At 56.8% G+C, this 20,866-nt stretch carries 20 protein-coding genes; 7 read left to right on the plus strand and 13 right to left on the minus strand.

Annotated features, from left to right (window positions below):
• Positions 1–111 precede the first annotated feature (111 nt).
• The 6 genes from tmcA to ACI0FG_RS10655 form a co-directional block, all read right to left on the minus strand.
• Positions 112–513, minus strand: a complete 402-nt coding sequence (tmcA, locus tag ACI0FG_RS10630) for an acidic tetraheme cytochrome c3 TmcA (protein WP_419784966.1) — start codon at positions 511–513, stop codon at positions 112–114.
• A 12-nt stretch (positions 514–525) separates the two neighbouring features.
• Positions 526–1,845 carry an electron transfer complex ferredoxin TmcB gene (gene tmcB / locus ACI0FG_RS10635; protein WP_419784967.1) on the minus strand — a complete coding sequence of 440 codons (1,320 nt, stop codon included), beginning with the start codon at positions 1,843–1,845 and terminating at the stop codon, positions 526–528.
• A gap of 33 nt (positions 1,846–1,878) precedes the next feature.
• Complete coding sequence (gene tmcC, locus ACI0FG_RS10640) at positions 1,879–2,538, minus strand: TmcC family electron transfer complex membrane anchor subunit (RefSeq protein ID WP_419784968.1); 660 nt, start codon at positions 2,536–2,538, stop codon at positions 1,879–1,881.
• An 11-nt stretch (positions 2,539–2,549) separates the two neighbouring features.
• Positions 2,550–3,806 carry an electron transfer complex subunit TmcD gene (tmcD, locus tag ACI0FG_RS10645; protein WP_419784969.1) on the minus strand — a complete coding sequence of 419 codons (1,257 nt, stop codon included), beginning with the start codon at positions 3,804–3,806 and terminating at the stop codon, positions 2,550–2,552.
• A 774-nt stretch (positions 3,807–4,580) separates the two neighbouring features.
• On the minus strand, positions 4,581–4,964 hold the full coding sequence (locus tag ACI0FG_RS10650; protein WP_419784970.1) for a thioredoxin family protein: 384 nt from the start codon (positions 4,962–4,964) through the stop codon (positions 4,581–4,583).
• Positions 4,965–5,052: 88 nt separating this feature from the next.
• The gene (locus tag ACI0FG_RS10655) at positions 5,053–7,914 is read right to left on the minus strand and encodes a PAS domain S-box protein (protein WP_419784971.1); all 2,862 of its coding nucleotides are present in this window, start codon (positions 7,912–7,914) and stop codon (positions 5,053–5,055) included.
• Positions 7,915–8,068: 154 nt separating this feature from the next.
• On the opposite strand from ACI0FG_RS10655, the gene ACI0FG_RS10660 reads away from it, so the two are divergent.
• From ACI0FG_RS10660 to ACI0FG_RS10675, 4 genes are all read left to right on the plus strand, one after another.
• On the plus strand, positions 8,069–8,311 hold the full coding sequence (locus ACI0FG_RS10660; protein ID WP_419784973.1) for a hypothetical protein: 243 nt from the start codon (positions 8,069–8,071) through the stop codon (positions 8,309–8,311).
• Between the two features lie 191 nt (positions 8,312–8,502).
• Positions 8,503–8,910 carry a response regulator gene (locus tag ACI0FG_RS10665; RefSeq protein ID WP_419784975.1) on the plus strand — a complete coding sequence of 136 codons (408 nt, stop codon included), beginning with the start codon at positions 8,503–8,505 and terminating at the stop codon, positions 8,908–8,910.
• A gap of 90 nt (positions 8,911–9,000) precedes the next feature.
• Entirely contained in the window at positions 9,001–10,254 is a 1,254-nt protein-coding gene (locus tag ACI0FG_RS10670; RefSeq protein WP_419784976.1) for a glycosyltransferase, read from the plus strand.
• An 8-nt stretch (positions 10,255–10,262) separates the two neighbouring features.
• Positions 10,263–10,814, plus strand: coding sequence for a peptidylprolyl isomerase (locus tag ACI0FG_RS10675; RefSeq protein WP_419784978.1), 552 nt, complete (start codon positions 10,263–10,265; stop codon positions 10,812–10,814).
• Positions 10,815–10,955: 141 nt separating this feature from the next.
• Here ACI0FG_RS10675 and ACI0FG_RS10680 read toward each other — a convergent pair whose 3' ends face one another.
• The 3 genes from ACI0FG_RS10680 to ACI0FG_RS10690 form a co-directional block, all read right to left on the minus strand.
• The gene (locus ACI0FG_RS10680) at positions 10,956–11,702 is read right to left on the minus strand and encodes a glyoxalase superfamily protein (RefSeq protein WP_419784979.1); all 747 of its coding nucleotides are present in this window, start codon (positions 11,700–11,702) and stop codon (positions 10,956–10,958) included.
• Positions 11,703–12,058: 356 nt separating this feature from the next.
• A complete protein-coding gene (locus tag ACI0FG_RS10685; RefSeq protein ID WP_419784981.1) occupies positions 12,059–13,987 on the minus strand; it encodes an AMP-binding protein in 1,929 nt (642 codons plus the stop codon).
• A gap of 160 nt (positions 13,988–14,147) precedes the next feature.
• Positions 14,148–14,768: a D-sedoheptulose 7-phosphate isomerase gene (locus tag ACI0FG_RS10690; protein WP_419784982.1), complete on the minus strand. Its 621-nt coding sequence runs from the start codon at positions 14,766–14,768 to the stop codon at positions 14,148–14,150.
• 340 nt (positions 14,769–15,108) lie between these two features.
• Here ACI0FG_RS10690 and purU point away from each other — a divergent pair, with 340 nt between their 5' ends.
• Positions 15,109–15,990: a formyltetrahydrofolate deformylase gene (gene purU / locus ACI0FG_RS10695; protein ID WP_419784983.1), complete on the plus strand. Its 882-nt coding sequence runs from the start codon at positions 15,109–15,111 to the stop codon at positions 15,988–15,990.
• Between the two features lie 78 nt (positions 15,991–16,068).
• Here purU and ACI0FG_RS10700 read toward each other — a convergent pair whose 3' ends face one another.
• Both ACI0FG_RS10700 and ACI0FG_RS10705 read right to left on the minus strand, forming a co-directional pair.
• On the minus strand, positions 16,069–17,790 hold the full coding sequence (locus ACI0FG_RS10700) for a hypothetical protein (protein WP_419784984.1): 1,722 nt from the start codon (positions 17,788–17,790) through the stop codon (positions 16,069–16,071).
• 126 nt (positions 17,791–17,916) lie between these two features.
• A complete protein-coding gene (locus ACI0FG_RS10705; protein WP_419784986.1) occupies positions 17,917–18,816 on the minus strand; it encodes a metal-dependent phosphohydrolase in 900 nt (299 codons plus the stop codon).
• Between the two features lie 120 nt (positions 18,817–18,936).
• Between ACI0FG_RS10705 and ACI0FG_RS10710 the strand changes: the two genes are divergently transcribed.
• Complete coding sequence (locus ACI0FG_RS10710) at positions 18,937–19,248, plus strand: zinc-ribbon domain-containing protein (RefSeq protein WP_419784987.1); 312 nt, start codon at positions 18,937–18,939, stop codon at positions 19,246–19,248.
• A gap of 10 nt (positions 19,249–19,258) precedes the next feature.
• Here ACI0FG_RS10710 and ACI0FG_RS10715 read toward each other — a convergent pair whose 3' ends face one another.
• The gene (locus tag ACI0FG_RS10715; protein ID WP_419784989.1) at positions 19,259–19,783 is read right to left on the minus strand and encodes a hypothetical protein; all 525 of its coding nucleotides are present in this window, start codon (positions 19,781–19,783) and stop codon (positions 19,259–19,261) included.
• A 10-nt stretch (positions 19,784–19,793) separates the two neighbouring features.
• Positions 19,794–20,000 carry a DNA-binding protein gene (locus tag ACI0FG_RS10720; protein WP_419784991.1) on the minus strand — a complete coding sequence of 69 codons (207 nt, stop codon included), beginning with the start codon at positions 19,998–20,000 and terminating at the stop codon, positions 19,794–19,796.
• Positions 20,001–20,160: 160 nt separating this feature from the next.
• Between ACI0FG_RS10720 and ACI0FG_RS10725 the strand changes: the two genes are divergently transcribed.
• Positions 20,161–20,859 carry a FadR/GntR family transcriptional regulator gene (locus ACI0FG_RS10725; RefSeq protein WP_419784992.1) on the plus strand — a complete coding sequence of 233 codons (699 nt, stop codon included), beginning with the start codon at positions 20,161–20,163 and terminating at the stop codon, positions 20,857–20,859.
• Positions 20,860–20,866: the final 7 nt, after the last annotated feature.

Below are 20,866 nucleotides of genomic sequence, written 5' to 3' on the forward strand. Positions count from 1 at the left end.
CCGTGCTTTTTGCGCAATCCTGGCACACCAGGGAACCAAGCCTCCCCCCCCAAAAAAACGGCCGCCGGAATAATCCGGCGGCCGCGTATGGCAGTTTTTTATACGAACCGTTTACTTGGCGTGGCACTGACCACAAGCCACAGGGCCTTTGCCCTTGGCTTTATGGCAGCCGATGCACTGACGGTGATAGGCACGCATCAACGGCGTCGTTCCATCCGTGGGCTTTACGGCATGGCAAGAGGAGCAGGGATCACCCTCACTGGAGTTTTCCAGGTCCTGCTTGCCGTCATCGGTCTTGCCGTGGTGGCAGACAACGCAGTCCTCAATACCGGCCTTCTCGTTGTGCGCATCGTGGGCAAAGGCCACACGGGGACGCTGCAACGTGACGAAGCCTTCGGCGGGCACCTGGGTCATGTCTTCCTGCGACATGGCGACCGGGACCATGTAGAAGGCAACCATCGCGAGGATGGTCAGCATGGAGGCCGCAAGCTTGACGATATTATTCTTATGCATGGCGTCCTCCTCCTACAGTTCCGGTTTTTCCATCAGCTCATAGATGATGTCGCCGATGAACTTTCCGTGCATCCCGAGATCATAGTAGCCGATGATGTCTTCCAAGCCGCCGTGACAGTTGTGACACGGGATAACCACGTCATGCACGCCGGTAGCCTTCAACTGTTCGGCCTTGACCCGGTTGCCTTCCATGCGGGTGTTCTTGAACGGCGGCCCGCAGTTGATGACGCCGCCGCCCGCGCAGCAACAGTAGTTGTGCTCGCGGTTGGGGATCATCTCCACCACTTCCTCGCACAGGAAATGGACGACTTCGCGCAGTTTGTCCATAAGTCCGCGACCACGCATGACGTTGCACGGGTCCTGGATGGTAACCGGCTTCTCGTACTTGTGCGTGATCTTGATCTTGCCCTCCTGGATAAGCTCCCAGTAGAACTCGATGGCATGGATGATGGGCACCGGGCTGTTCTTGTAGGCCAGCCAGCGGTTGCCCATGTCGTAGACCGAACGGAAGGCGTGGCCACACTCGCCCATGACGATGCGCTTGACCCGAAGCTTCTGTGCGGATTCGAAGTGGGCACGTTTGAGGCGGCCCATATTTTCAAAGTCACCCACGAACATGCACATGTCCGAGTTATCCCAACCGGGCTCGGAAGGCATGGTGTAGTCGACACCGGCCGCATGCATGATGGCCGCAGCCTGATAGATCAGCTGGGTCCGGAACTTGGGTTCCGGAGCGATGACCGAGTAGTAGACGTCCGCGCCTTCCTTATCGAGAGGAATGCGCAGGTCGGGGAATTCGTCCCGGGCCTCGTCTTCCTGCCACTGCAGGGAGTCGATCCACTCGTCGTCCTTGACCCACATCTGGTTCATGGTCGAGGCATGGGAGTGGGCGGTATCGCGAATGTACTGGGGTACGACATCCAGCATGTAGCAGATACGGCGCACCGTGGACATGATGTATCCGGTGTCGATACCGATGGGACAATAGTGGGCGCAACGCTTGCAGAGGTTGCATTCGGTGTAGGCCATCTGGGCCATCTGATAGATGCGCTCCGGCGTAACCTTGCCCTTCTTGTCCATCAGCTCATACATGGTCTCCGTGGCCTTGTTGACCGGAGAGTAGCTGGGGTCGAAGTCATGGGACATGTAGTAGTGGCAACCCTGCGAGCAGAGGCCGCAACGCATACACGTCTCCTTATATACTTTGAGCTTGGCCCCGGTCTCTCCCTTGAGCACCTGGTTGACCACCTTCTCGATTTTCTCGGGAGTAAGGCTGGCAACCCCGCTTTCAAGGCCGGGATCAGCAACTATTCTGTCAGCTATCCGACTCATTATTCTTATCCTCGCTTTCTTTGTTAGAGGGGTCTACCAGTCTTTGGCGTGACGAACCGCACCAAATTCCGAACCCATGTACGACCTGGTGAACAGGGCGAACAACGCATGGCTGAGACGGGTGAACGGAATCAGGGCAAGCAGGAGTTCACCTGCAAGCACGTGCAGCGTAGTCATCAGCAGGGACGGCCCCACCTGATGGTAGGCGAGCACGCCGGTGACGAACGGCAGGGCCACCAGGATAAGAGAGAACCAGTCCTTGGGACGGGTCACGCCCTTAACGTGGGGCAATGCCAGGCGACGGTAGGCGAAGACCGCGCAGGTGGCCACAACCACGAAGCTTACGGCGTCACCGAAGGCTTCGGGCAGGCTCGGAATCGAAATGCCGAAAGCGGTGTCCCAAAGCACAACGTGCGCACCGAGGAATACGGCAACCAGCAGAAAACCGATATGGAAGAGGAAAGTCGTGACCGTCATCAACGGATCGGACTTCCACCCCATGGAGTTGAACGGAATGAGCCAGTTGAAGATGGAACGCAGGCTATAGGGCAGGCTCATGTATGCCAGAGACGAACCGTCCTTGGCCTTGGCCAGGGCATACATGGACACCAGCCGGTAAATGGAACCGATGATGAAAAAGCCCCAGGCAACCCAGGCCAGAGGACCGCTGACGAAGACATAAAAATCAGTCATGGCGCGACCTCCTAGAACTGGGCCACGTCGGCGACGATGCGGACGTAGCTGTTGTTTTCGATGGCGCGGATGAGCACCTTGGAGCCATCTTCACTGAAGACCGGGGACCATGCCAAGTCAAAGGAACGCTCGAAGGGCTTGCCGTTGAGCAGAATGATCCGCTTGCCGTCCTTCTCCGCCATGGCGGCAACGTTCTTGCCTCCGGGACAGAAGGTCGCGGGCCAAACCATGTCGTAGGTGCCGGCCCAGGCCTTGCCGTCCACGACAATCTGGAAGTTGGAGTTGTACTCGCTGGCGATTGCCGCTCCGCGTGTTCCGTCGGCGCTCAACACAAGGTCGGTCACCACCGGGAAGGTCGCGTCCCAGGGGGCGTTGTCGCAAGCAACGGTGAACTCGCCGTAAGAGGTGGCCACCACGGCCCACAGCTTGTTGCCGGGCTTGCCGTACTGCAGGTAAAGACACTGGGCGTAGCGCGGTTCCCACAGCATGTTGCCGTCCTTGGCCACGCCCCACTGCCCGCCTACGCGGACGGGAGCGACCACCGAGCCGTCGGTGGGATGGAAGATCGGCTCCCATACCTGGCCGTAGGTGGCGGCCCAGGGCTTGTCGTCCACGGCGATGGTGTAGCCATGAACGGAGGGACGAACCTGCGCTGCCACATGCTCGCCAGTGGAATCAAAAGTCGGTCCCCAGACGTTGAGGTATTTGCCGGGCCAGCGCACGCCGTCCACGGCGATGGTGTAGATGCCCTTCTTGAATCCCTCGATATCCGCCTGTCCCAGGCTCTCCACCTGGGCAACGCCACAGCTGTGCTTGCCGTCGGACGAGATGGCATACTGGTTGACGTTCTCGTACAGCTCTTCCCACGGCTCTCCGTTCATGCAGACGCCGTACCGCTCCATGCCTTTGTACATGGTCGCAATGTTCGAACCGTCCTCGCTGAACTTGGTCTCCCAAATGTAGTCCGTGGTCTCACCCATCAGCTCGCCGTCCACCACCAGCACCCATTCCATGTCCTGCTGGCAAATGGCGGTCAAACGGCCATCCGGCGAAAATTTGAGTCCCCAGATTTTTTCAAAGGTGTTTTCCCAGACCGTGTCGTTGACCCGTACGGAAAACTCACCTTCTCCGACCTGGACGATAGCGGCCACGGTTTCGCCATCAGGCGAAACGTACGGCTCTTCCTGCCATCCATGTCCTTCGATTGGGGAAAGGGATTCAACGACCGTTTTCTGGCCGGTCTCCCAATCCCATTTGGATATTCCCATAGCACCCCCTGTTGTTTTGATGCCGCGAATACCGCGGTCCATGTACCCGCCGCAACGCGGGCCATCTACCGAACGGCTTCCATTCCATGTAAACGGCTTCCGTTCATTTTTTTCTCTGAAGCATCTGGGAGCGAATGCGCACGCACCGATCGTCATCCAATCGCGGGCGCTCCTTTCCTACCAGTGTTCGTGGCCTCAATTCCGCATCGTTTCCAACCAGTTGCCTATCGGTTTCCCGAACTTCGGTAGGGATTTCTCACGTCATCTCCACCCATCCGTCCGGACAGGCACACGGTCAAACAATACGATCTGTTGTGCACAGTCAACACAAATAAAGTCAAGCCCAATAATCAACTACACCTACAAAAAGTGATCTTAATGGCAACTTATCAACCGCTCCAAGCCGGAAAAAGCAACCACCATGTCAATAACGGATGCAATTCGGCTATTCCATACTCAACCGGTATGGAATAAATCATCCTTCATTCAACGCACCACCACTGTTTTTTGGAGAATTGGCATACTATTATTCATTTATACATTGATTGTACAATCGCATGAAAGACAATGCATCAGGGAAAAATGGCAAAGAATGAACCGGACACTGCAATGCAGGACGACCCCAAAACATATATTGCGCCGCAATCAACACAAACCAAGAAAAGTTTCTGCTACGATTTCCGGAGCGAATTGGAGCAGTTCGACAACACAAAAAAAACGCTCCCGTTTCGGGGGAGCGCTCCTTAAATTGAAACCAGCCGGAGAAAAGGCCGATCAATGTTCACGAAGTCCGGTGCGGATAAAATCCTCAAGCGTTTCGAGGTCGGATTCGCCAATCAGGCGATCCACCTCGACGCCATCAAGAAAGAGCAAAAACGTGGGTGTGCCCTTTACCTGAAACTGATTCATCATCATGTCCAGATAGTCCGTATCATAGAGAAAACACCGCACCTTGTCCTGAAAGCGAAAAGCCGCCTCCTCCAGAGCCTGACGCTGATCGCGAAACCGATCGTTGCGCTTGAGGAAAGCTACAAGCAATGGGGAGCCGCTGCATTGCAGTTCAACCTCCAAGGACTGCGGCTCCAACATCTTGAGCATCCTTTCTCCCCCATACCCGGCAATGCGGTCCCCTTCGGGGTACCATGATTCATTACGCATGCATCACCTCTAGCAAGGAAGAACCGAAGACGCATCATTTTGATGTATTAGACTTATTATAAATTTCAAGACAGGACCGCGTCCAACATCAGTCCATGCCCCATGCGGCCAGCTTGCGATACAATGTGGCACGGTGAATGCCGAGGACGCGCGCCGCCCGCACCTTGTTGCCACCGCACTGGGCCAGCGCATCGGCCACCGCCTGCCGATCGACGCCGCGAACGGGAGAGCAGGTCACTTCCTCGCGCATCGACTCGCGCTGCGGAGCTGTACGGCAGCCCCGCATCTGTTCGACCAGATCGTTACGGATATGCCGCAGGGAGATGTCGCCACCGGGAGAAAGAATGCAGGCGTGTTCCAGGATATGCCGCAGTTCCCGGATATTGCCCGGCCAGGGATAGGCCATGAAAAGATCCACGACCTCTTCGGAAAGACGGGAAAAACGCTTGTTGAACTGGCCGGAGAACAGCTCCAGAAAATGTTCCGCCAACAGGGGAATATCCGCCTGCCGCTCCCGCAAGGGGGGCAAGCGGACCGGCATGACGTTGAGCCGATAATACAGGTCTTCCCTGAATGTGCCCGCCCGGACCGCCTCCATCAGGTTCACGTTGGTGGCCGCGATGATGCGGACATCCGCGGAACGGGTCTGGGACTCTCCCACGCGCTCATATTCCTTCTGCTCCAAAAAACGCAGGAGCTTGAGCTGAATAAGCGGCGAGATATCTCCGATCTCGTCCAGGAAAAGCGTTCCGCCCTGGGCTGCCTGTATGCGCCCCACCTTATCCCGCACCGCGCCGGTAAACGCGCCGCGCACATGACCGAAGAGCTCGCTCTCCAGCAGATTCTCTGAGAGTGCCGAGCAATTGACCTTGACCAGCGCATTGCCCGACCGAGGTCCGCCATAGTGCAGGGCATCGGCCACCAGCTCCTTGCCGGTGCCGGACTCGCCGAGGATGAGCACGATGGAATCCAGGGAGGAAAGCTGTTCCAAAAGTTTGTAAATATCCTGCCTGGCCGAGCTACGGCCGATGATGCCACGGAACCCGTGCCGCTCCTGCAACCTTTTTTCCAGGTCGGCAATGCGGGAGACATCACGCACCACCAGAACCGCCCCCGTGTGCCGCTGCTCTTGATCGATGAGCGGCGTACAATTCAGTTCAACCGTGCGCGCACCCCTGTCCGGCACATCGAGTTCCGCCTCGTACCCATGTACGGGCTTGCGAGTCCTCAGCACCTGCCGCAACACGCTGGCGCAGGGATTTCCCTTGGCAGGCATCAACTCCTCAAGCGGTCGTTCCCCGGCCTGCTCCCGGTCCACGCCGAGCAACGTCCCGGCCGCGCTGTTGGTGGCGATGATCCGGCACTCGCTGTCCACGGTCAGGATGGCATCTGGAATGGAACGGAATGTTGCTTCCAGATTGAGCCGGTACTGCTCCTTTTCCGCCGTTGCCCGAAGCAAGGCGTGCTCGGCTTCCCGACGCTCGGTAACATCACGGCCAACGGCCTGAATCTCCAGGACTTCGCCCCTGGGGCCGAGGATCGCCCGATTGGTCCACAATATCCACCGCTCCTGGCCATCGCCCCGCTTCACGCGCTGTTCACGGTCGAACACGGGGCGATCCGCTCCGGCCAGTTCCAGCCAGAAACGCACGTCGCGCCGTTCGTCGTCGGCCAGCTTGGGAAAAAATTTCTTGCCCAGCACGTCGTCTTCATCCACATCGAAAAATCGTGCATAGGCGCTGTTTACAAAGGTCAGTTCCCCTTCGGGCGTGTAGCGGCAGATGAGTTCGGTCTGGTCCTCGACCACAGCCCGATAGAGCCGGGCGCCCTCACGCAGGGCCTCCTCCACCGCCTTACGATGGGAGAGGTCTTCCACAAAGGCGGTGCACACCTCCCGGCCGTTCTGCCGGAAGTAGCTCATGGACACCTCAACCGGAAAGACCTGGCCGTCCTTGCGCCGATGGTGGGTCATTGGGCGACGCTCCACCCCTGAACGCAGGCCCGACAAAGCACGGTCCGGCTCTTCGACGAGATCGACGATGTTCAACTGCAATATTTCGTCAACCGAATATCCATACAGTCGCCTTGCGGAATCATTGCAATCAAGAACGGCTCCATCCGCACGGTCAAGCAGGATGATGGCCGCCCGGGCAGCCTGGTAGACGCTTCGGTACCGTTTCTCACTCTCGGCCAACCCCGCCTCGGATCGACGCTGGGCCGTTATGTCCCGCACGGAAACAACCATGCCGAAGATCCCCCCATCACGCACTACAGGGCTGACGGCAATGTCGAGCACGGCATTTCCACGCTCTTCCTCCATTCGAGCGACCTTCCCCGTCTCCCTGACACGGTCGAGCAGTTTGCGGTGCGCATTTCCCGAAGGACCGGGGAAAAACGTTGCATAGGCATGGCCGACCATCTCCTCCGGGGGCAAGCCAAGCAATTCGAGCCCTCCCCTGTTGACTTCCGTCACCACGCCACGCGCATCAAGGAGAAAGAGCGCATTGTCTCCCGCCTCCATCACGGCAGCCAGATATCCCGCGGCAGGCTCCCGGTTGCCATTCCCGGCACAGGTGGCCAGGCGTGGCCCCATATCCAGCCCCTGCGCCACCAGGAACTCCAGACGACGCCGGTCAACCGGCACAGTCAGATACGAAAAAGCCCCCATGGAACGCACCGCTTGATCGAAATGATCCTGTCCGGCGGTGACAATGAGCATCAACAGGGCACGCACGCCAAGGTCCGCAAGCGTCCTCATCAGATCCGCCGCCGTACCGTCAGCCAGTTCCGCAGCGGCAAAGACCAGCTCCGGCATTGTCTCCCGTGCGGCAGCAGCGGCCTCCGCCACCGTTGCTGCCGTCACGGCCCGATGCCCCCGTGCGGTCAGAATGTCGCCTATCAGGGCTCGTATGTCGTCATCGCCTTCGGCAATGAGAATGGTCGCAAACATCACGTTCTCCTCAACAGGCAATACACTACTTGGACTCGCATAACCACCCCACCCAACAGAGGTTGCCAGCCGATTTGGCTATCTTTTTTTTTTTGCACCGTGTATGGGAAATCCATGGGGGATTCTTGTCACACGAACAGCAGGAGGTATCATAATGTCTGAGTTTACCGAGTCCGATCTTCCGGTTGACGTCCACCATGGTGAGATGGTCACCCTGGCCGACGGAACAACCATCCGTTTCGAATCCAATGGCGAAGCCAAAAACGTTATGATTAATGACGGCTTCGAGCCCGCATGTATCCTGTTCCCCGGCAACGACTACGTTGTCGAAACAGCTCAGGGCAACTACAAACTGACCTGTGATTTCGGCGATGCCATGCACGTCGAAAAGATGTAACCGCTCTTAATTCTTCCACCGTGCCCGTCCACCCGGGCGGGCACGCCTCTTTTCCCCCCATCAGATTATAAGTGTCCAGCCGCTGCCCCTATGGTACGGTTGGATCAATGCCTGGAATGGCAATTACGCCTGCCGGAAAGGCTTGCCACCATTTTCCGGAAGGCTTTACGCAAAGCAGAGAGGGGACTCTGATGGCCAAAGTACTTATCGCCGAAGACGATCGGATATCGCAGAAACTCGCCGCAACAATAGTTGAGGATCTTGGACACACCGCCTTTGTCAGCCCGCATGGCAAACATGCCTATGAGGCCCTGACCGCCTCCAACGACTTCGACATGCTCATCACGGACATCATGATGCCCGAGATGGACGGGCAGCAACTCATTCAGACACTACGTGGCGACCAGCAGTTCACGAATTTTCCCATCATCATCATGTCCGCCGTGGTCGGCATGGGCGAAATATCCGCATTGCTCAAGCTGGGGGCAACCTTGTTTCTGGCAAAGCCATTGGACCGGAAGGAATTGCAGGACTACATACAACGCTGCCTGCAGAAAAAAGCGTGCAAGATGCCATCCGACAAGGCTTCCGCCTCGTAACGGTTGCACAATTTGTCGGCGAAAGGTATCTGTTCCGTGTACCAATAACCTCGGAAAGCGCTGCCTCCGAGCCAGCCACACGGGACAGACATGCGCCTTCTCGTCACACACAACAACTTTCCGGCCCAATTCCGGCACATCTGCGAGTACCTTGGCCGAACTCCCGGCAATCAGGTGATCTTCGCCACGAAAAATCCACGCAAGGAGTGGACCATCCCCGGCGTGGACAAGCTGATATTCACCCCGGACGACCGAAAGCCCGAAGCCGCCTACGCTCCGACACGGATTATGGAAGACAACGTCCGCCACGGCCTGGGGTTGATGCGGGCGCTCGTCGCTCTCAAAAAGAAGGGGTTTGTCCCGGATGTCATCCTCGGACACTCCGGCTGGGGCCAGACCATGTTCCTGCAGGATGTCTATCCCGACACGCCCATCGTCAGCTACTTCGAGTGGTTCTACAACGCACAGGGGCGGGAAAGTACCTTTGAGAACCAGCACAGGAGCGAATATGACAAGGCCATGCTCCGCATGCGCAACTCTGCCATTCTGCACGACCTGATTGCCTGCCGGGTAGGCATTTCGCCCACCAACTGGCAACGTTCCCAGTTCCCTCTGGAGTTCCAGCCAAAAATCGTCCAGACCCACGACGGCATCAACACCCGGTATTTCGCCCCCCTGGAAGAGGGCGTGCTGCCGCTGGAAAAGCTCGATATCCCCGGCGTGGACCTGACCGGCGCAAAGGAGCTTGTCACCTACTGCGCACGAGGGCTGGAGCCCTACCGGGGCTTTCCCCAGTTCTACGATTCACTCCCGGCCATCCTTGAGGACCGGCCCGACTGCCACGTGCTCATCGTGGCCGATGACCGGGTCTGCTACAGCCCCAAGCTGCCGGACGGCCAAAGCTACAAACAGCAGGCCATAGAACGGACCCCGGTGGACGAAAAGCGGGTCCATTTCTGCGGTACCCTGCCCTATGGCAAATACAAGGAAGTCCTGCTCGCCTCTTCGGCCCATGTCTATCTGACATGGCCCTTTGTCCTTTCCTGGTCCTTTCTGGAAGCCATGGCCTGCGGCTGCCTGCTCATCGGTTCAAACACCGACCCGGTCCGCGAGGTCCTTGTCCACAAGGAAAACGGCCTGCTCACGGACTTCCATGATCCGCAAAAAATCGCGGGGAGCGTCATCTACGCGCTCCGGCACCAGGACAGACTGGCGGAGCTGCGCCATAACGCACGCCGGACCGTCCTGGACCGCTACTGTCTCAGCAAATGTTTGCCGCTCCATCTGCGGCTTCTCAACGACGTGGCCCAGGAAGGGCCGCGCAAACTCCTCAAACAACCTTAGGACGTTTCATGAAAAAACTGATCAGCCCCATCCTGGCCGCCCTGGCGGTGGTCATGCTCTTCTCCCTCCCCGGCCGCGCCGCCGACCTGGACAACATCCTGCTCATGGACCTCAAGGACGGACAGGTGGCCATCAAACTGATGCCCGAAGTTGCGCCCAAGCACGTGGCGCGCATCAAGGAACTGGTGCGCATGGGCTTTTACGACGGCCTGACCTTCCACCGCGTCATCCCCGGCTTCATGGCCCAGGGCGGTGACCCGGAAGGCACGGGACGCGGCGGCTCCGGTAAGAACATTCCGGCCGAGTTCAGCAAGGTCCCCTTCAAGCGCGGCACCTGCGGCATGGCCCGCGCCCAGGACCCGGACAGTGCGGACAGCCAATTCTTCATCTGCTTTGATGCCGCCCCGTTCCTGGATGGGAAATACACGGTCTGGGGCCGGGTCATCAGCGGGATGCAGTTCGTGGACAACATCAAGAAAGGCGTCGGTCAGTCCGGGCAGGTATCCTACCCGGCGGACAAGATCATAAAAATGCAAATCGCGGCCGATGTGAAAAAGTAAAAAAAAGGCGCGCCTTCAGGGCCAAGGCGTTCAGTATAGGTGTGGACCCCGCAATCAGACAATATGTAAACAGATAAGTATTTAGCGAATTAAGAAGACAGCGGCCTGCACAATGTGCAGGTCGCTGTCTCTTCTTATTGTTTAGATTTCGGACATTGCGTCTTCTTCAAGAGTGCGAAGGAAGGCATCCGTAATCCACGGTCCATCTTCCGACAATTTCTCAGCGATCTCGAAAAGAGTATCTTCTTCAACAGTGGGAAAGGCTTCGCACAACACTGCATGTATATCATACGCCCCGTCATAGGTGGGGTATTGGTAGCCACCTTCTCGCCCATCCCATGGAGAGCGATCTACAGCTGGGGTATGTTTAGACACAAACCAAGTCTTGATGTGGTCGTCCGCCGTAGGAGGAGCAAAGTGCTTAAGAATCCTTTTCGGCAAAAAACCAGCGAAGGCTGGTTCCAAGACTTCAACAAGGTCAAAAAGATAATCGACATCTTGGTTCAAACAGTGGGGGGTCGTGGGGCCATCCCCAGCACCGAGATACCAATCAACAGCACCATGTGAATGAATCTTTTTGCATTCGGGACAACGAAAAACAAGCTCTCCTGGGTGGCGGCGTAGCAGGTCTTCCACGGTAGCATAGCGGATTGCTGCGACTCGGATAATCCGTTTTCTGCCGGGGGGAGCATCTACTCCGAACACTCGCGCGGGATCTTTACGACTGTCCTTCGCTACAGAATGTTTCTGAAGAAGTGACCATTTGTTGTAGCCATTTTGCTGGGCAATTACGTCCAACGCATGACTATGCGAACAACCCAATTGCTTTTTCAGCTTTTTGGCTTGCTTTTTCAGGGCCTCGATTTCTCTTGGAACAAAGCGGTGCATTGTTCACCTTCCTTAAATCTACGCCAATGAAATGTCCGTCCACAAACATCCCCTGGCTGATTCAGGAGGATGAACTAGTAAGAAGGGATACACTGCATTCAAGCTTCGCAACGTGGACGTGCAGGTCTGTGCCAGTACCATTTCAAATATTACAGCCAGATTATTCCAATGTCAATATCAATAAATTGATTTATGAAAAGATATCGCCCAGCGTGATTTCTTGCTGGAAACAAGAATCCCCCTAGCTGTTGATACAGTAGGGGGATTTTTATTTTCATAAGCAAAAGTCCACACCTTTGCTAAACGGCGCGCCTCCAGGGCGCGCCTTTTCATTTTCGGCTGTTGTTCCTCCAGACCTACTTGTCCAGATAGACGAACCGCTTGATCTTGTGCGTGGGCGTTTTGTCAAAAGGGTCCACCTGCTCGCGCACGCGGGCGACCTTGGCAAAGGAGGAGACCTTGGAGTTGACGTCCTTGCGCACCTCCTCAAGCACGGCCTGCACCTTCAGGCGCACGTCGGACTCGATCATGCCGTTGACGCCAAAGGCTTCATCCAATGCGTCGTAATTGAAATGAATACGGGCGCACACCTGGCCCTCGGCTTCGTAGACCATGGACTCCAGCACATGGACGTGCTCATTGATGATGGCCTCGATCTCCTCGGGGTAAATATTCTCGCCGCTGGGGCCGATAATGACGTTCTTGAGCCGCCCCTTGATAAACAGGTAGCCGTCCTTGTCTATCAAACCAAGGTCGCCGGTCCTGAGCCAACCGTCCTCGGTGAAGGTTTCCTCGGTATCCAGAGGGGCCTTGTAATACCCCTGCATGATGTTCGGCCCCTTGGCCAGAATCTCTCCCTCTCCCGTTTCCGGGTCCGGATTGTCGATCTTGAGCCGCACCCCCGGCACCGACGGCCCGATGGCCCGGAACCGCTGGCGATCCTGACTGACGCCGGCCAGCAACGGCGCGGCTTCCGTCATGCCGTAGCCGATGGCGTAGGGCACCCCGGAATCGGCCAGAAACGATTCCACCTCCGGGGAAATGGCCGCCCCGCCGATGCATAGACAGCGCAGCTGGCCACCGAAGGCCTCAATGAGCTTTTTGCCCGCAATTCGCGACGCCTTGCGCCGGGCTGGTCCCAACTTGAGAACCGCACCGACGATACCTTTGGCCGCCAGCTTCGGCTTGATGCGCTTCTTGTAAATCTTTTCAATGATGAGCGGGACCACGTTCATGACCGTGGGCTTCACCCGCTCCATGGCGGGCAGCAAGGTCCTCGGCGTGGGCGGCTTTTGCAGAAAATGCACGGAAGCGCCGCACATGATCGGAATAAGCAGGCCAACAGTACATTCATAAGTGTGCGACATGGGCAGCACGGACAGGAACCGGTCGGTCTCGAACACCGAAACGGTCTTAACGCCGGAGATGGCACTGGACACCAGATTGCCATGGGTCAGGACCACACCTTTGGAATGGCCCGTGGTGCCGGAAGTATAGAGGATGGCGGCAGTGCTGTCCGGCGTAAGCTGAAATTCCTTTTTATCCTCGCCCTTGGAGAACCGGCTGCTGATCTTGTCGAAATGCTCTCCCATGGACTCACTGAATTTGTCGAACCGTTCCCCCATGGACTCGCTGAACTTGTCGAACCGCTCACCCATGGATTCGCTGATCTTGTCGAACCGTTCGCCCATGGACTCGCCCAGCTTGTCCAGCTTTCCGCTGATGGTCTGGCTGAACCGGTCGTTCAGTTCATCAAGAGTCCGCCCAACCTTGCTGTCGATGAGCGTCTTGGCCGATTCGCTGAAAAGCTCAAAGCGGCTTCTGGCATTTTCCAACGCCTCGTCAAAGCTGGTCTTTGGCGCGTCCTCGTTGACAATGGAAAAATCGTCCATGACCATAATGGTCTTGAGGTGCGACAGCCCCTCGCCTTCCACCTTGTCCATGTATCGATTGGAGGCAACTGCCAGCTTTGCCTCCGAGTGGCGCAGGATATGAAGCACGGCGCTGGAGTGAAATTCCTGGAGAATGGGTACGGCAATGGCTCCCATCGAGGTGACGGCAAAGTAGGAAACAGCCCAATGGGGCATATTCTCGCCAATGATGGCGACCTTGTCACCCGGCTGGATGCCGTGCCCGCACAGGAGAGTCGCCACATCGCGAACCATCTCCAGAAAGCGGGCATAGGTGATGGGGGGACCGTCCACGAAACCAAGGGCCACGCGGTCGGCATATTGAAACACCGCATTTTCCAGCAGGTGCTTCAGGGTCAAGGGTTGTTCGGTCACGGGATTCCTCCGAAACAATATTGCGCCAAGCGCGCCCCTGCATACCATTTCAGGCTCACGGGTCAAGCCCGTGATGCCGGGACGGCGCCGGGTAGAAAAAACGCCCCGCCCGGCTTGGTGTGCCGATCGGGGCGAAAGTCGTCCTTTGTTTGACCTGCCGCTATGCGTCCTGGGGCAGGAAGGGGGTCAGTTCCGCCACGGCCTCGAACAGGAAATGGTCTACGAGGTGGCAGAGCATGTGCCCTGCGGCAATGTGAATTTCCTGAATGACCGGAGTATCGGCCGAAGGCACGGTAACCAGAAAATCGGAAACCGAGGCCATTTCCCCGCCGGTCTGGCCGGAGAAGCCCACAGTGACGATATCGTTCCGCTTGGCTTCACGCATGGCGCGGATGACATTGGTGCTGGTGCCCGAGGTGGACAGGCCGAGCAGAATGTCGCCGGGACGCCCCAGGGCCTGAAGCTGCTTGGAAAAGACCTCCTCAAAGCTGTAGTCGTTGCCGATGGCGGTCAGGGCCGAAGTATCGGTGGTCAAGGCCAGTCCGGGCAGCGGCGGACGCTCCAGCTTGAACCGGTTGGTAAACTCTGCGGCCAGGTGCTGGCTGTCGGCCGCGCTGCCGCCGTTGCCGCAAAACATGACCTTGCCGCCACTGGCCAGACACACCGCCATGGTCCGTCCGATTTCCACTATCAGCGGCCCCTTGGCGTCGAAAAATTCCTTACGCGCGGCCAATCCGGCGCTGGCATGATCCATCACTTTCTTCAGAGCGGCTTCAGACATCGACTCTCCTTTCGCTGGCCTTCAACAGGCCGATGAAAAAAAAGATATTTCAGAACAACCCGAAAGCAGGCTGAACGAATACGGATTCAAGATTTAATACATACTTGCCGACACGAAAAACCGAACGCTGCAAGGCAACAGTGCGCATTGCCTTTATCCCACAGCCGGTCAAGTGGCAAACGACCCTATAGGAAAGCGTTATGGTACGCAACGGAATTGCGTCCCCGGCAGCTATGGGAAAAGACTTTTGTTTGGCCGGGATTTGCGATACAGCGCTTGATTGCGCCGGGCGGCGTTGGCCTGCCCGGAAAAATTTTTCCCAGACGGATACCGACCTATCATGACCAGACCAAAAGAAAATACCGTCCGGCTGCTCATCACCTGCCCGGACCAGCCCGGCATCGTAGCTGCCGTCTCCGGCTTCCTGCATCGCAAGAACGCCAATATCATCCACTCCGACCAGCATTCCACTGATCCGGAAGGCGGCCGTTTCTTCATGCGCAACGAGTTCTATCTGCCCGGCCTCGACATGGACGGGCTGGAAAAGCTCCGCGAGGAATTCACCGAAGAAGTGACCAACGGGTTCATCATGGACTGGAGCCTCAACCCGGTTTGGCAACCCAAAAAGATGGTCATTCTTTGCTCCAAGGTGGACCACGCCCTCATGGAACTGCTCTGGCGCTGGAAGCGGGGCGACCTGGAGACCGACATCAGCATGGTCATCTCCAACCACCCGGACCTGCGCAAGGATGTGGAACACTTCGGCGTGCCCTTCCATCACGTGCCCGTCGGCCCCTCCCTGCGCGACAAGGTCAATGCCGAGGACAACATCATCGAGCTCATGAACGGCCAGGTGGACCTCATCGTGCTGGCCAGATACATGCAGATCCTCACCTCGGATTTCGTAACCCGATTTGCCAACAAAATAATCAACATCCACCATTCCTTCCTGCCCGCATTCGTCGGGGCCGACCCCTACCGCCGCGCCTACGAGCGGGGCGTAAAGCTCATCGGTGCCACGGCCCATTACGTGACGGCACAGCTGGATGAAGGCCCGATCATAGAGCAGGATGTGCTCCGGGTCACCCACAGCCATACCGTGGACGACCTGAAACGGCTGGGCGGCGACATCGAACGCCATGTCCTGGCCCGTGCCGTCAAATGGCACCTGGAGGATCGGGTTATCGTGGACGGCAACAAGACTATTGTCTTCAACCGCTGATTGCGGCTGAACCTGCGGATAAACAAAACCCCGTTTCCGGCCGGAAGCGGGGTTTTTCAATGCTGTAGCGCGGTTGGTTCAGGAGGCGGAGGTGGTTGGTCCCTCTTCTGCGGATTTTGCTTCGGCAGCGTCCTGAGCCGAGGGAACGTCTTGCGTTTTGGCATCCGTCCCCTTTGCCCGCGTGGATTCCGGGCCGGTAGCCTCCGGGGTCGCCTTCCCAACAGACTGGGTCGATCCCTGGGGTTCAACCTTGCCACGGGCAACACCGTATTTGGCCAGAATTTCGGCGATGCGCGCGCTGAGATTGGTGGTGGAGCGGGCCACCAGTTCCAAATTGATGAGGACCATGATGTCCACACGGAAAATAGCTTCCTTCCACAGCGCCATTATTCCCTGCTGCAATTCCGGTTCAAGACTGAGCATATTAAGGGAATCGGCCAGCTGCTTGGCGGTCTTGGGCTTGAATAGAAGCACTCCCTCGCGGGTGGTGTCGTTGGCAAAAAGCTGCTTTTTGCGAATCCGGGTCATGTACGGCAACTGATCGACCGCTGCGGCGGAAACCCTGCGGGCACGGCCGCTTCGCACCTGAACCTTGCCGCCTTCATCGCGCCCCACTTCCTTGAGGATCTGGATAGTCTGATTCTCCATCAGGAAAAAAAGCATCGTCTCCAAAGTGGGCGTGCTGAAATCCTTTGCCAGCGGTGCAATGTTGTTGATCTGGTCCGGCAGAAATTCGTTCAGCGCCCTGAACAGGTTGTCGCCGGTCATTCCAACGGCAATGGCGGCCCCCACACCAAGGGCCACGACCTGATCCATAAGGAACTTGAAACGAAGATTCTCTTTCTTTTCCTCTTCCGGGTCCGTCTGCTCCACGGCTTCCGGGTCGTCTTTTCTGGCCCGGGCCTGCAGCAGACGTTTCTGATACCTCTCCTCAAACTTCTCGGCCACGGTATCAATGCAGGTAATGCGTGCCGCCTGCAGGTATTCCTTGGAGGATATGGCATCGGCACCCGGTAATCCGCTAAGCCCCTTGACCAGCAATGTCTGAATGAATTTGGCCCGGCGGCGGCCGTCAAACTCCGTGCTGCTGGCCACATAGGCCTTTTGCATACGGGTCTTTTCTATTGTCTGCGTTGTGGGGTTCAACTTGGCAAGAATGTCGTCGAAAAGGAACCGGATAACGAGAAAATTGCGTTCCTTGGAAATATCGAACTTGCCGCCTTCCAGAATTTCCTTGTGCGCTTCCTTGACCCGGTTGGTGAAGAACTGCTCGACAAGCGTCTTCCAAAAATGCAGATCCAGCGGCATTTTCTCAATGAGAGCGCTGTACTCCTTGAGATTTTCCTGCCCCAGATAACGGAGGATGATCTCCTCGAAATTGTCCGTGATGAGTGCCATGGCAAAAACGATGCCCTGCACACACTTGAGCAACAACGTCTCCACATTGGTCAGACGGATTGCCAGTTCCTCTATTCTATCCTTGTCGTCGCCCTTTTGCGCCTTTTCGTAATGGGCCAGGGACACGATGAACCCGCTGACCTGCTTGCGAATATATTCATAGCCGGGATGCCCGGTCCGGCCGCCAAGCAGATTCACGATGGTTTTCTGCTGCGCTTTGAGCAGTGGAAATTCGTTTATATTGCCATGGTTTATATTGATGAATTCCAGAAGCAACTCGCGTTCCATGACCTCGCGCAAAGCGGACCGATCCTTGAGGGAACTCAGTTTGCTCTGATAGACGGCAAAGCGTTTTTCCCGGTCAAGCTTTGGACCGGAAGACGCCGGGGCGGGTGGGGTCATCGAATTTCTATTCCTTGTAAAGAGTGGAAGTATCGGCATGAACCATACGACAACTCCCGCAGTATTGCAAAACCCTGTTTACAATTGAGGACTTCCACGCCAAGGCTTTGGGAATGAGGGCGAAGATCAGGCGGCCGAAGAGACGGGATGCCCCTTGCGGTTCATGCGGCGGCGCAGTCCCTTTGCATAGTGCTCGCCGTGCTCGTTCAGCAGACCGGAGAGATACTCTATGTTCCGCTCCACGGCTTCCGCGTAGAAATCCCGCTCCACTCCGTATCTCGTCTTGAAATGAATAATCATGGATTCTGCAACGTTGGAGAGATGATTGCGCATCTTCGAGCGCATGAAGGAATAGAAACCGAGTGTGCGCATAAAGAGCTCGTATTCGCTGGAATATTCCTTCATGCCCGCTTCGTTGAACTCCTGGAAGAGCAACGGGAGCTTTTCCAGATAGATATCGTTGGCCATCTGGGCGAGAACATCCGAGGTACCGAGCACGTGACCGGCAAGCATGGTATCGAAATTGGAAAAGACTATGGAGTCGGGAGAAAGATTGGTATCCGTGCACAGGAGCATACTCTCCATATCCAGGAACTCGCCCATGTCGATACCGTTATCATCGACATACGCTTCCAGCAGATCAACACCCCGCTCCACGTGGCTCGACGTAAAGCGTCCTCCCGGCCCTGGTTCATCGCTGCGGCGTATGTAGCCCGCATCATGGAACAAGGCCGCTGTAAGGCAAAGTGAGATGACACGCTCGGGAAGGCGGTGGCGGCCGACATGTACCCCATGCAGCAGGCGCGCCGTGGTGACCAGAACACCCAGCGTATGCATCCAGTCGTGATAGGGAGTGTCACAGGCTTCAAATCCATCGATTTGACCGGAAAAAAGACGTTGAATGTAATCAAACGCCTTCTCATATACCGTAAAATCAAAATCGGGATAAATGGAACTCACAATGTCATGAACTTCCTGGTCCACGGCATGTTCGTCCTTAATACACAGGTAGATATCTTTCGACATGCAGAGAAGCCCCTCACTGAGTAACACTTATCAGTATATAATTTCCACAGAATTCAGGACACGTCAACATCTCCCTGGAGAGGGCTTGACCAAGTAAAATGAAAAGGTAATAAAAAAGACGTGATTACTTGCACTAGATGTGGTGGGAAAAACGCCGACGACAACCGATTCTGCGAACAGTGTGGAAACAAGCTCCAGTCCTTGTCCAGGGCCGGCAGCCCGGTTGAGCTCTCGGACAGGCCGTCCGATCCCCTCACCCGTATCCAGAACAACGGAAAGCCCTCGCCTGCCCTTGCCAGGATGTTTGAGGCCTGGATTTATATACTGCTGCTGACGGTCGCCGCCGCCATATGCGCGTGGAAGGATGTCTGGTGGCCCCTCTACCCGACGGTAGCGGTCATCGGCATCGTTGCCTGGCTCAGAAAAATCTGACCTGTCGCCCCTACTGCCCGCCCTGGGCCGGAGCATCCGGTGCCGCTGGAGCCGTGGCATTGTCGTTCTTCAGGGCGTTTCGCAGATCCTCTTCCAAAAGATCCGGAATGGGACGATCCCAGAACTTCTCGTCCATCTTCTCGTCAATGGTCTTTTCCGAACAGCAGACAATGCGCTCCGAGTTCGGGCAGTCCGGCACGGAATAATCCACCACGGCGCATTTGGAGACCTTGTCGAAATGATAGGGGATGGAACGGGTTACTTTTTGATATTCCTTGCCCTGCACGCGGATCATGTCGCCATACACGCCGACAAAGAAGTGCACCTTGCGATTGGCATAGAACACCGTGAACAAATAAAGATTTTTCTTGATTCGCGTTACGTAGTCCACTTCCGAGGGAGACTTGCAGAGTACCCGGGCGACGATCTGCTTGCCCAGGCAGATATCCATATCCATATAGTCCGACGCAATGGCGGGCCGCACCAGCAGGATGAGAGCCGCCAGGCCGAAAAGAAATGTCGTGATTCTACGCATGGCCCACCGTTTATTTCAGGTCGAGAAAGAGCTGGAATCCCTCAGGATCCCCGGTCTCGCATCTTTCCTTGCACCCGCAGCACCGGTAGTGTCCGTCCTTGAGGTACCACTCGGCCTTCCAGGAGCAGTCGCAATTGAAGTACTCGTATACCGAGGCATCCACCGCGCCGCGATAGCGCAGGTAGCCCTCGCTTTTCATCTTCTGCTTGTTTGTCATCGTCACTTTTGTCCCGAATGTATAGGGCAAGCCTACACTGCGCCGAAAATTTTTGCAAAAAGTAGTGAACGCATCTTTTCCCGGATTGTGGTTTCTTCCTTGACCACCAGAACGGATTGGTCTAACAGGCGAATTGGTCCAACCAATCACAGAGAGGCAAATGATGGAAATCAAACCAGTCAGCCGTCAGTCCATATACGAGGACATCGTCACCCAGATCCGCGGAATGATAAGCCGCGGGGAGCTGGCGGTGGGCGATCGGCTACCGCCGGAAAGGCGGCTGGCGGAGATGTTCTCGGTGTCGCGCAACACCGTTCGCGAGGCCATTCGCTCGCTGGCCGAACAGGGGCTTGTCGAAAGCCGCCAGGGAGCCGGAACATTCGTCAGTCAGGCCGATTCCAGAGACTTTGCCACAACCTTCGCGGGCGCCATTCTGCGCGGACAACCGGAGTTACGGGAAATCTTCGAAATCCGCAAGATCGTGGAGCCGGAAATCGCCGGTATGGCGGCACGTAACGCCTCCCCCGGCGACATCACCCGGCTCGAAGCAATCCTGACGGAACAGGAACAGGCTGTGGCCAAGGGCGAGAGCACCAGCCACTTTGATCTGGAATTGCACGCCACACTTGCCGAGGCCTCCGGGAACTCGGTCATGCGGGCCATGGTTCGGGCCCTGCACGACGAGCTCTACGAAAGCCGAGTGGCCGGACTGCAATCCCCCCCCAGGCAGCAGGCATCGCTTGCAGCCCACAGGGCGATTGTCCAGGCGGTCAAACATGGGCATGTGCTTCAGGCGGAAAAGGCCATGCGCGAACACTTGGATGAAGTGTCGATTATTGTATTCAAAAAGAAGAGTTAAGGAGACC

Source organism: Pseudodesulfovibrio sp. 7M6 (genome assembly GCF_050058625.1).
Taxonomy (GTDB): domain Bacteria; phylum Desulfobacterota; class Desulfovibrionia; order Desulfovibrionales; family Desulfovibrionaceae; genus Pseudodesulfovibrio; species Pseudodesulfovibrio salinus.